The 10,382-nt window shown below is 64.7% G+C and carries 10 protein-coding genes and 1 pseudogene; 5 read left to right on the top strand and 6 right to left on the bottom strand.

The genetic code is table 11. The annotated features are described in order from the left end of the window. Positions 1 to 726 (bottom strand): NAD(P)-dependent oxidoreductase (locus HP546_RS19395; RefSeq protein ID WP_172228442.1); only part of this gene is annotated, 726 nt, incomplete at its 3' end. Positions 727 to 736: 10 nt separating this feature from the next. Continuing rightward, positions 737 to 2,128 (bottom strand): FAD-binding oxidoreductase, encoded by a 1,392-nt coding sequence (locus HP546_RS19390; protein ID WP_172228440.1) that lies wholly within the window; start codon positions 2,126 to 2,128, stop codon positions 737 to 739. A gap of 199 nt (positions 2,129 to 2,327) precedes the next feature. On the opposite strand from HP546_RS19390, the gene HP546_RS19385 reads away from it, so the two are divergent. Then, positions 2,328 to 3,401, top strand: coding sequence for a GlxA family transcriptional regulator (locus HP546_RS19385; protein ID WP_172228438.1), 1,074 nt, complete (start codon positions 2,328 to 2,330; stop codon positions 3,399 to 3,401). 162 nt (positions 3,402 to 3,563) lie between these two features. Here HP546_RS19385 and HP546_RS19380 read toward each other — a convergent pair whose 3' ends face one another. Genes HP546_RS19380 through HP546_RS19370 form a run of 3 tightly spaced genes read right to left on the bottom strand, consistent with a single transcriptional unit; the run spans position 3,564 to position 5,657 of the window. Continuing rightward, a complete protein-coding gene (locus HP546_RS19380; protein WP_172228436.1) occupies positions 3,564 to 3,902 on the bottom strand; it encodes a RidA family protein in 339 nt (112 codons plus the stop codon). A 12-nt stretch (positions 3,903 to 3,914) separates the two neighbouring features. After that, positions 3,915 to 4,265 (bottom strand): cupin domain-containing protein, encoded by a 351-nt coding sequence (locus HP546_RS19375; RefSeq protein ID WP_172228434.1) that lies wholly within the window; start codon positions 4,263 to 4,265, stop codon positions 3,915 to 3,917. 12 nt (positions 4,266 to 4,277) lie between these two features. Further along, the gene (locus HP546_RS19370) at positions 4,278 to 5,657 is read right to left on the bottom strand and encodes an MFS transporter (RefSeq protein ID WP_172228432.1); all 1,380 of its coding nucleotides are present in this window, start codon (positions 5,655 to 5,657) and stop codon (positions 4,278 to 4,280) included. Positions 5,658 to 5,897: 240 nt separating this feature from the next. On the opposite strand from HP546_RS19370, the gene HP546_RS19365 reads away from it, so the two are divergent. Continuing rightward, entirely contained in the window at positions 5,898 to 6,209 is a 312-nt protein-coding gene (locus HP546_RS19365; protein ID WP_172228424.1) for a hypothetical protein, read from the top strand. Between the two features lie 122 nt (positions 6,210 to 6,331). On the opposite strand, the gene HP546_RS19360 is transcribed toward HP546_RS19365, so the two are convergent. Further along, positions 6,332 to 8,044, bottom strand: a complete 1,713-nt coding sequence (locus tag HP546_RS19360; RefSeq protein WP_172228430.1) for an FAD-dependent oxidoreductase — start codon at positions 8,042 to 8,044, stop codon at positions 6,332 to 6,334. Between the two features lie 194 nt (positions 8,045 to 8,238). On the opposite strand from HP546_RS19360, the gene HP546_RS19355 reads away from it, so the two are divergent. The 3 genes and pseudogenes from HP546_RS19355 to HP546_RS19345 all read left to right on the top strand — a co-directional run. Further along, positions 8,239 to 9,015, top strand: a complete 777-nt coding sequence (locus tag HP546_RS19355) for an IclR family transcriptional regulator (protein WP_172228428.1) — start codon at positions 8,239 to 8,241, stop codon at positions 9,013 to 9,015. 140 nt (positions 9,016 to 9,155) lie between these two features. Continuing rightward, complete coding sequence (locus HP546_RS19350) at positions 9,156 to 10,208, top strand: Gfo/Idh/MocA family protein (protein ID WP_172228426.1); 1,053 nt, start codon at positions 9,156 to 9,158, stop codon at positions 10,206 to 10,208. A gap of 29 nt (positions 10,209 to 10,237) precedes the next feature. Further along, positions 10,238 to 10,382 (top strand): annotated as a pseudogene (locus tag HP546_RS19345) (sugar phosphate isomerase/epimerase); the annotation flags it as partial.

The following is a 10,382-nucleotide window of genomic DNA, read 5'->3' as shown; positions in this document are numbered from 1 at the left end:
CGCTTCGTTGACCACACCACCACGGCCGGTGTTGATCACGAGGGCGTCGGGTTTCATCAGCGCCAGTTGCGGCGCATCGATCAGGTTGTGGGTTTCTGCTGTCAGCGGGCAGTTGATCGACAGCACATCACAGCTTTTCAGCAGTTCGGCCAAAGGCCGGCAGTCGGGACCCTGGCGCTGGCCGCCGCGGTCTTCGAACAGCACCTGCATGCCAAAGGCCCGCGCCAGGTGCGCCAGGCGCAGGGCAATCGGGCCGCTGCCGATGATTGCCAGCTGCTTGCCTCGCACATCGCGGATTCGGTGGTTGAAATAGATGTTCTGGTACGGTTTTTCACCGTCGTGCACCTGGCGCATCAGGCGGGTGAACGCGGCCGGGCGGCGGAACAGTTCGAGGATCATCGCCAGGCTGTGCTCGGCCACGGTATTGGCCGCATAGCCTGGTACGCTCGACACTTCGATGCCGTGGGCCTCGCAGTAGTCGACATCGACGATGTCGCGGCCGGTCAGGGCCAGCGAGATCATCTTCAGCCTGGGCAGCTGGCGCAGGTGCTCTTCGCGCAGCGGCACGCTGCAGGTCAGCGCCACGCTGGCGTTCTGCAGGTGTTCCAGCACCTGGTCGGGGTGGGTGTAGGCGAACTGCTGCCAGCTGTGCTCGCAGTCAGGGCGCTTCAGGCGGGTGGAAGGCGCCAGGCCTTCGTCGTCGAGGAAGACGATATGTTCGCTCACGGTGGTGTCCTTATTTCTTCTGCGCCGGGACGTAACCGGCCGGGGCCATGCCGACCAGCTGGCGGGTGATGAAACCGGCGTCCTGGTCGTGGTCTTCCAGCGACTCCTTGCGCACCAGGGCATCGCGGACCAGATGCGCGCCAAAGAAGCGGAACGGCTCGGGTGGCAGCAGCTTCATCTTTTGGTCGACCAGGCCGCAGTTGGCCCACTCGTCTTTGGCGTGGGTGGCCAGCGACTTGATGATGCGGCTGGCGAATACCGTGGTGGCCACGCCATTGCCGGAGAAGCCGATGCCATAGCTGACCGTCTGGTGTTGGTCGAGGTAGCCGAAGTTGGGCAGGCCTTTCATGGCGCGGTCGATCGGGCCGGTCCAGCTGCTGACCACTGGCACCTCTGCGAGCTGCGGGTACAAGCGGCGCAGTTCGGCGGCCACCTGGTCGGCAGCGGGTGAGGGTTTTTCATACAGGTTGCCGATGCGCCCGGCATAGGCGAACTGGCCCAGCGGCTTGCCGAATACCACGCGGCCGTCCGGGGTGTTGCGCCAGTAGTTGAGCACAGTGCGCGAGTCGGTCATGCATTCACCGCCGCTGAAGCCGATGGCATCGAGCTTGGCCTTGACCGGTGCGGTGGCGACCATGTCGCTGGACATGATCGCGATCATCCGGCGCAGCTCGGGGAACTGCGCGCCCCAGGCATTCAGCGCCAGCACCACGTGGTTGGCCTTCACCTGGCCTTTGGCGGTGTGCACCACCGGGTTTTTGCCACGCTGCAAGTGGGTAAACGGCGATTTCTCGAAAATCTGCACGCCCAGTTTCAGCGCCACGCGGCGCAGGCCGCGCGCCAGCATGGCTGGCTGCACGGTGGCGGCGTTGCGGTCGAAGATGCCGCCCAGCACCAGCGGCGAGCCTACACGGCCGCGGATGGTCTGGCGGTCCAGCTCCTGAAACGGGTTGACGTCGAGCTTCTGCAGGCCGTCGGTGAGCACCCGCCAGGAGTTCATCTGCCGCTGGTTGGTGGCGGTCCACAGCCAGCCGTCCTTGCGGTACTGGGCGTCGATGCCGTGTTCCTGGCAGAAGCTGCCGATCTCGTCGATGGCCGACTCGGCGGTCTCGCAGATGCGCCGGGCCTCCACGTCTCCGCAGATGGTGCGTACCGACAGGTACTTGCCCCACCAGTTGGTGGCCACGCCACCGTTACGCCCGCTGGCACCCGAGCCGCAGCGGTCGCGCTCGACGATGACGACGGTTTTTTCCGGGTGAGCCTGTTTCAGGCGGATGGCCGACCACAGGCCAAGGAAACCACCGCCGACAATGCACACGTCGGCTTGAATCGAGTCCTGCAGGGCAGGGGCCAGGTCGTTGTCCAGGTCAAGCGCCTGGGCATACCAGAATCCACGGTACATGAGGGTGCCTCTGAGCATGTTTGTCTTGTGTCTACATGATGCTCAGCGGGCTGGCAGGGCCGATATTACAGTCATGACAATTGATAGAACGACGCCGCCTTTTGTCATGGATTTCCTATTTGTGGGGATGCATATGATATGACGGACGCAGGGCGCGCTTTAGAATGGCGCTATTGCGGATGTCATGAGGCTTACGTCCATGGTTGCTGAACTACAAATGGAACAGCGCACACAACCGGCGCCAGCGGCCGTCATCGCCGCCCAGGTCAAGCCCGAATTGCGCGTGGGCTTCGTGCTGATGAACCACTTCACCCTGGTGCCGGTGGCCGGGCTGGTGGATTCGCTGCGCTTTGCCGCCGACAAGTCGTTCCGCAGCCAGCAGGTGTTCTGCCAGTGGGACTGGATGACCCTTGACGACCAGCCGATCACCGCCAGCTGCGGCATGCCGATTTCACCGACCAAGCCGCTGAACCTGTTCGCCCAGTACGACTACATCGTGCTGGCTGGCGGCCTGCTGGAAGAAACACGTAACCCGCCGGCATGGTTGCTGGATGCGCTGCGCGAGGTGCATGCGGCCAATATCCCGATCATTGCCCTGTGTTCGGGCTCGTTCGTGCTGGGCAAGGCCGGGCTGCTCGATGGCCGCCGCTGCGCGTTGCACTTCACCTTGCGTGACGAGTTCAGGGAGCGCTTCCCGCTGGCCACGGCGGTGATCGACAAGAGCTATGTGGACGACCGCGGCATCATCACCTGCCCGGGCGGCACCGCCATCGACCTGGCGGCCAACCTGATCCGCAGGCATTGCGGCGCGGTGCGGGCGCAGAAGGGCCTTGAGTACCTGCTGGTGGATGAGCGCGCCGACGAGCAGGAGGGCAAGCCGGCCGGTGACAGTGTGTACCAGAACGACCGCGTGCAGCGGGCGATCAGCTTCATGCGCGCCAACCTCGATGCGTCGATGACGCTCAAGGCCGTGGCCGAAGCAGTGGGCACACACCCCCGGCAGTTGCACCGCGAGTTCGTCGCCAACACCCAGGAGCCGCCTGCCAACTACTGGCGCAAGCTGCGCCTGGACCATGCCCGGCGGTTGCTGGTGAATACCAGCCAGAACATCACCACCATTGCCCTGGCGTGCGGGTTTTCCGATGCTTCGCACTTCATCTTGTGGTTCCGCAAGCAGTATGGCGAGACGCCTTACAGCTTCCGCAAGCGGCGCCATGAAGTGGAGCGGTTTGACTGGCATGGCGACAAGGTGGGGCTGGACCCGGAGTTGTAAGCACCTGGATGGCGTCGACTTGAAACCCTGCACGGTCTCTGCAGCAGCAGCCTTGTGCTGCGAAGAAGGCGATACTGCCGAAGCAGGTCGGTTGCCGACTGCCCTCTTCGCAGCACAGGCTGCTCCTGCAGGATCCCGCGATAGCTTGATTGCGCAGGAGATTCAGCGCTGGCCGAAGGCCTGGATCTCGATGCGGTACTCCGGCGCCGCCAAGGCGGCGCCGACGCAGGCTCTGACAGGTGGCTGGTCACCGACCCAGGCGTCATACACCGCGTTCATCGCCGCAAACTCGCTCATGTCGGCCAGCCAGATCTGCACCCGGGTCAGGTTGCCCTTGCCCGCGCCGATCTGCGTCAGCCACTGCTCCAGCTGGGCCAGCACGCAGCGGGTCTGCGCGGCGATGTCACCCGGTTGCAGGGCGACGATGCCCGAGGTTTCGATACGGTTGCCCACCAGCACCATCTGGCTGGCGCGCGGGCCGGGGTTGATGCGTTCGATCATTCGACTGCCTCCTCAGAACAGCACGTAGGTCTTGCGCAGGGTTTCGCGAATGTCCCACACACCCTCGCAGTTTTCCGGGAACAGCACGGCGTCCCCGGCGCGCAGTTCCACCGGCTCGCCACCGTCGGGGGTGAAGGTGCAGCAGCCGCTGATGATATGGCTGAACTCACGGTTTTTCAGGTGTCGGCGGAACACTCCCGGGCTGCTTTCCCACACGCCGATGCTGGCGCCGACAGCTTCGTCGGTCTGGTCCTGGGCGGTGGCCGCCTGGGCAACGGGTTCGCCGATGGGCAGGCGGGCAGGGGCCGGTGCACCCAAGGTGGTGGCGGCTGCATTGCGGACAACGGTAAGGACTTGGCTCATGAAATGGCTCCTTCAGGCTTTACGAGCGACGGGGTTGGTGGTGGATGACCGAGTACCGCTGCCAGCACCCAGGGCGGCGGCCTGCTGCAGGTCGAGCTTGCTGGTCTCGGGAGCCAGCCACCATGAGATCAGTGCGCCGAACAGCGAAATCAGCGCGGCGGCGAACATGGTGTTGGCGACCCCATAACTGGCAAGGGAGATCGGCACCAGGTAGGTCCCCACGGCGGCGCCGATGCGCGACAGCGAGGTGGCCAGGCCAACGGCCGAGGCACGGATCTCGGTGGGGAACAGTTCGTTGGGGTATACGTATTCGAGCACCTGGGCACCCCCGATCAGCACCGCATAGGCGCCGAACAGCACCAGCACGGTAGTAGGCGAGGCGTCCGGGAACGCGCCCAGCATCACCAGCGACATGCCCGACCAGAGGAAACTGTGGATCAGCATCTTGCGCCGGCCCAGGCGGTTGATCAGCCGGGTCGCCAGCAAGCAGCCCAGGGTGAACAGCAAAGTGATGACGATCGAGCCGTAGGCCGCCCAGTCCCCGGTCAGTTGCAGCGCCTGCAAGACCTTGGGGGCAAACGAGTAGATCGCGAACAGCGGGACGATGGCGCAGGTCCAGAACAAAGTCACGAACGCCATGCGCTTGCCATAGCCGGAGTGGAACAGCGACCACACCGACACCGGCTTGTCGCTGACCTGCTCCGGCAGGTCGGCCACGCCATAGTCCGGGCCGTAGACTCTCTTGATCACGGCATCGGCCTCGGCAGTGCGGCCTTTGCTCAACAGCCAGCGGGGCGACTCGGGGGTGCCGCTGCGCGCCACCAGGAACAACGCACCGGGGATCAGGGCACTGGCCAGTACATAGCGCCAGCCGTCCTCGCCACCCACGCGCAGCAGCAGTTCGCCCACCATGTAGGCCACGGCAGCACCCGCGAACCACATCAGCACCATGGCCGCAAGCAACGGCCCGCGCTGCTTGCGTGGCAAAAATTCAGCCAGCAGCGAGGTGGCGATGGGGTAGTCGGCACCGACGGCGATACCGATCAGCAGGCGCCAGGCGAACAACGCCCAGGCCGACTCGACCCAGAACTGCGCTACCGAAAAGCCGACAATGGCGATCAGGTCGACCAGGTAGAGCACTTTGCGCCCGTACTTGTCGGTGAACCAGCCACCGAGAAAACCACCCAGGAAAACCCCGATCAGCGCCGAGGCGGCGATCAGGCCCTCCCAGAAGGCCGACAGTTGCAAGGCGTTGGTGATCTGCAGCATGGCCACGCCGATAATGCTCAGCACATAGCCGTCGAGGAACGGGCCGCCGGCGGAGTAGACGGTGAGCTTGCGGTGGAAGGCATTAAGCGGGGCATCTTCTACAGAGCGTTTGGAAGTGGTCATTTGACTTGCCTCTTGTTGTTATTCACGCGTCAGCGCGGCGGCACTATGGCACCGGGGTTGCGGGGCTCCATATAACGGCTGGGACGAGTCATGGGATGCGCTGGCGAGGTGTGCCGAGGGCTTATGCAAGTTGTCCGGGATGTTCTAGAGGGGAGGGCGGTGGCTTTTCTATGGTGGGCTTGCCCGCGAAGCAGGCGCTGAAGATCCCCCAGAACAAACACAAGAACCCGGGATCCGTTCATGACCCGTCTTCCCTTGCAATCCCTCGACGGCGACCACTACGACGTGGTGGTCATCGGCGCTGGCGCAGTCGGTTGCGCCGCTGCCCGGCAACTGGCCGCGCGCTACCCGCTGTGGCAGATCCCGTTTCGCCCGTTCGACATGTGGCAGCGCCTGCGCTACACCCGCCAAGTGATGCGCTGCCGCGCCGAACTGGTCGAGGACATGCCCGACCACCTCACCAGACACCGCTTCCACGGGTGGCTGGAAGGGGCCACTGGCCTACCGGCGCCACAGCGTGCAGCAGGTTGCCAGCGCGGCAGGATGAGCTGAAGCATTTCGAGGACGATACGGCGCGGGTGTATCGCCAGCTGTAAAGCGGCTCAAGGATCAGCCTTGGGGCTGCGCAGCGCCGCGCGGGCGGCGCTGGACCTCACCGGCCCGGCAAACCAGCCTCACTCATGGCCCTGCACCCCGGCAATATGCCGCCCGGCTACATAGCCAAAGGTAAGCGCCGGCCCCAGGTTGATCCCCCCCGACGGATACCACCCGCCAAACACGCTGGCCATGTCGGTACCGGCCGCATACAGGCCCGGAATCGGCTGATCCGCCTGGTCCAGCACCCGGGCACTGCCATCGGTGCGCAGCCCGGCAAAGGTACCAAAGCAGCCAGGCTTCACCTTCACCGCATAGAATGGCCCATGCTCGATGGGCGCAACGCAAGGGTTAGGGCCCTTGTGGCCGGGGTCGCCCTGCTTGCGGTTGAACGGCGTGGAACCACGGCCAAACGCCGGGTCCTGCCCGTTGCGGGCATGGCCGTTGAAGTTGTTGACCGTAACGCGCAACCCGGCAGCATCGATACCACAAGCTTCAGCCAAGGCTTCGAGCGTGGCGCCTTGCTTGAGGTAGCCGCTGCGTACGTGCGGCCACACCGGCAGTGGCGCCGGGCGGGCATGGCCCAGACCGTAGCGGCGCAGAAAGCGGTGGTCGCAGATCAGCCAGGAGCACACTTCCTCCCCCTGCGGCACCGCCGCGACCATCGCCGAGACATAGTCGTAGTAACCATGCGCTTCGTTGACGAAACGCTTGCCGTTGGCCAGCACCCCGATGATGCCTGGTTTGCCGCGTTCGATGATGTGCGGAAAGTGGCCGACGCTGCCATCGCGGTACGGCACCTGCGATACCGGCGCCCAGGCCACCGCCGATTTCAGGTCGGTAGCCACCACGCCACCGGCCGACTCGCCCAGGCGCAAGCCATCGCCTGAGCAGCCCTTGGGCGGCAGGGCCAGGTTGTCATGGCCGCTGGCATCGCGCGGGAACAACTGCTGGCGCCGGGCGTTGTCGTTGGGGAAACCGCCTGCCGCCAGTACCACGGCCTTGGCGCGGATCAGCTGCTCGCCGTGCGCTGTGGTCACCCACGCGCCGCGTACCTGGCCGTCCTCGACCAGCAGGTGTCTGGCCGGCGCCGACTCCCGCAGCTGCACCCCCAGGTCCTGTGCCGACTTGGCCAGGCGCGCCACCAGCGCCACGCCGTTGACCAGGTGCATCGCCCGGCGGTATCGGGCCAGGTGGTAAAGATGGCAAGCGAAGCGTTTGCACACGTGCAGCAGGGCCTTGGGTGAGCGGGTCATGTTGAGGAACGCCGCCAGGTCGGCACCGGCCATGATCGGCATGCCCATGAACGAGGTTTCGCGCATCGTCCTGCGCAGGCGCGGCAGCAACTCACCGACTTCACGGGCGTCATAGGGCGCCGCGATCACCTGGTGCCCGCCCTGGGCCGCGCCAGGCGTGTCGCCATGCATATCCGGGATGCCATTGCCGTCGGCAAACTGCAGCGCCGTGTGCTTTTCGAAAAACGCCACCATGTGCGGGCAGGCTTCAAGGAAGGCATCGACGCGCTCTGCGTTGTAACCGGCGCCCAATTCATTGCGCAGGTAAGTCCGTGGCTGCTCGATGTCTTCCTCGATGCCGGCCCTGCGCGCCAGCGGGTTGCGCGGCACCCAGGCCCAGCCGCCGGACCACGCGGTGGCGCCGCCGAATACCGGCTCCTTCTCCACCACGATCACCTTCTGCCCATGCCAGGCTGCCGTTACGGCCGCTGCCAGCCCGGCGGCACCTGAGCCTATGACCAGTACATCGCATTCGGTTTCGACGGGGGTGGAAGGCATTGCGTAATCCCTCTTTTATTATTGGAACGTGATTCCATATTCTCTATGCGGGGCCAGCTGACTTTCAAGGTCAGGTTGCTGGAACCGGGTGAGTAATGGGCGATCACCGGACATTTAACGGGGTCTGGGCTGCAGGGCTATCTGTGATGTGGAATCATCTTCTAGAATCCAAAAAAACTTCAGGGACCTGTGTCATGGCTGGCAGTCAGATCGAACGCGCCTTCAGTCTTGTAGAAAGCCTTACCGGCGAACCGCAAGGGTTGCCGCTGCAAACCCTGGCCGAGCGCCTGGATATCCCCAAAAGCGCTGCACACCGCATGCTTGCCGAGCTGATACGGCTGGGTTATGTGCGCCAGAACCGTGACAACAGCCGCTACCAGTTGTCGGCCAAGCTGGTGGCCCAGGGCTTCCGTTACCTGGCCAGCAGTGGTGCCGACATCATCCAGCCAATTCTCGACCGCCTGGCCCAGGACAGCGGCGAACTGGTGCGGCTTGGCGTGATCGATGGCGCTCGCCAGACCTGGATCGCCAAGTCCCAGGGCGCCCGTTCCGGGCTGCGTTACGACCCGGACATGGGCCGCGACGCCCCGCTGTTCTATACCGCTTCGGGGCATGCCTGGCTGGCCAGCCTGGACGATGAACAGGCCGTGCAGATGGTGCTGCGCCAGGGCATTGCCGACCCTGCGCAGTTCGGCCCGAATGCGCCGCGCTCCACCGATGATCTGCTTGCCTACCTGCAGGGCGCCCGCGAACGTGGCTATGCCTGGGTCGAACAGACCTCGGCCATCGGCACCTCGGCCTTGGCCGCCGTGGTACGCCGCCCGCAAAGTGACGAGGTCATCGGCGTGCTGAGCATCGCCGGGCCCAGTGCGCGCCTGGCGCCAGGCCGCCTGGCAGAGCTGGCGCCGCTGTTGCTGGCAGCCGCGCAAGAGCTTTCGGCGGCCAGCCTGGCCAGTGAGCTGTTTGCCTGATAACGCATTTCCGGTCGATTACCGCACAATCTGCTCTACGGCTTCTTCTGAAAAGCTGAACTTGGTTCTAAATTGTCAAATGTGAATTGTGGAACAGCGTTTCATAAATTTCTCGACAACAAAGACAAGAGGACAGGCTGTTGAACGCACCCCTTCGTATTGCCTTGATCGGCGCCGGCATCATGGGCCGCCAGCATTACCGGCACTTGCTCAATGTGCCGCAGGCCCAGCTCTGTGCGGTGGCCGATCCGGGCCCGCAGGCCGAGGCCTTCGCCGCCGAATGCGGCGTGCCCTGTTTTGCCGACCACCGCCAGATGCTGGAGCGCGTGCGCCCCGAGGCGGTGATCGTCGCCAACCCGAACAACCTGCATGTCGCCACCGCGCTGGATTGCGTCGAAGCCGGCGTACCGGTGCTGGTGGAAAAGCCTGTGGGTGTGCATCTGGATGAAATCCGAGCCTTGGTAGAGGCGTCGCGTCGCCGGGCTGTGCCGGTGCTGGTGGGCCACCACCGCCGCCATAACCCGCTGATCGCCAAGGCGCACCAGGTGATCACCGACGGCAAACTGGGCCGGCTGATCAACGTCACCGCGCTGTGGCAGCTGCAAAAACCCGACAGCTACTTTGAAACCCCTTGGCGCCGCGAACCGGGGGCGGGTTTTTTGCTGACCAACCTGATCCATGACCTCGACCTGCTGCGCCACCTGTGCGGCGAGGTGGTACAGGTGCAGGCGTTCACCCGCAACGATGTACGCGGTTTTGCCAATGAAGACAGCGCCGCCGTGCTGCTGCAGTTTGCCAATGGTGCGCTGGGCAGCCTGACCGGCTCCGACGCGGTGGCCGCGCCCTGGAGTTGGGAGCTGGATTCGGGGGAGAGCCCGATATACCCACGCCAGGACGGCCAACCTTGCTACCTGCTGGCCGGCACCGAGGGTTCTCTGAGCATTCCCCAGCTCAAGCGCTGGCACTACGCCGAAGCTGGCGCGGGTTGGCACACGCCGTTGTTGCAAAGTGAGGAGCGCGTCCCTGCGGGCGAAGCCTTGACCTTGCAGTTGCAACACTTCGTGCGCGTGGCCCGTGGTGAACAGGCACCGCTGATCGATGCCGCCGATGGCGGCCGCACGCTGGCGCTGATCGAAGCAATTCGCCAGGCCGCGCAAAGCGGTCGGGCCTGCGCGCCTGAACACATTGCCTGACCCGACCTCCCTGTTTTCTGGTGACGATAATGACTGATCGAATTTTCTCCCTGGCCGCCTTGACGGTGCTTGAGCTTTCCCCGCCTGACATGATCGAGGCGGCGGCCCGCGCCGGTTACAGCCATGTCGGCCTACGCCTGGTGCCGGCCACCGAACAGGAGCAGCACTTCCCGC

This window comes from Pseudomonas sp. CM25 (assembly GCF_013179705.1).
Taxonomy (GTDB): domain Bacteria; phylum Pseudomonadota; class Gammaproteobacteria; order Pseudomonadales; family Pseudomonadaceae; genus Aquipseudomonas.
The sequence above is the reverse complement of the archived record's forward strand: the minus strand, read 5'-3'. Positions and strand labels throughout refer to the sequence as shown.

Excerpts from the sequence above, each read along its gene's own strand:
- HP546_RS19365 (WP_172228424.1), top strand. The coding sequence starts at position 5,898 with ATGACCCGTCTTCCCTTGCAATCCCTCGACGGCGACCACTACGACGTG.
- HP546_RS19385 (WP_172228438.1), top strand. The coding sequence starts at position 2,328 with ATGGTTGCTGAACTACAAATGGAACAGCGCACACAACCGGCGCCAGCG.
- HP546_RS19390 (WP_172228440.1), bottom strand. The coding sequence starts at position 2,128 with ATGTACCGTGGATTCTGGTATGCCCAGGCGCTTGACCTGGACAACGAC.
- HP546_RS19355 (WP_172228428.1), top strand. The coding sequence starts at position 8,239 with ATGGCTGGCAGTCAGATCGAACGCGCCTTCAGTCTTGTAGAAAGCCTT.
- HP546_RS19380 (WP_172228436.1), bottom strand. The coding sequence starts at position 3,902 with ATGATCGAACGCATCAACCCCGGCCCGCGCGCCAGCCAGATGGTGCTG.
- HP546_RS19360 (WP_172228430.1), bottom strand. The coding sequence starts at position 8,044 with ATGCCTTCCACCCCCGTCGAAACCGAATGCGATGTACTGGTCATAGGC.
- HP546_RS19375 (WP_172228434.1), bottom strand. The coding sequence starts at position 4,265 with ATGAGCCAAGTCCTTACCGTTGTCCGCAATGCAGCCGCCACCACCTTG.
- HP546_RS19370 (WP_172228432.1), bottom strand. The coding sequence starts at position 5,657 with ATGACCACTTCCAAACGCTCTGTAGAAGATGCCCCGCTTAATGCCTTC.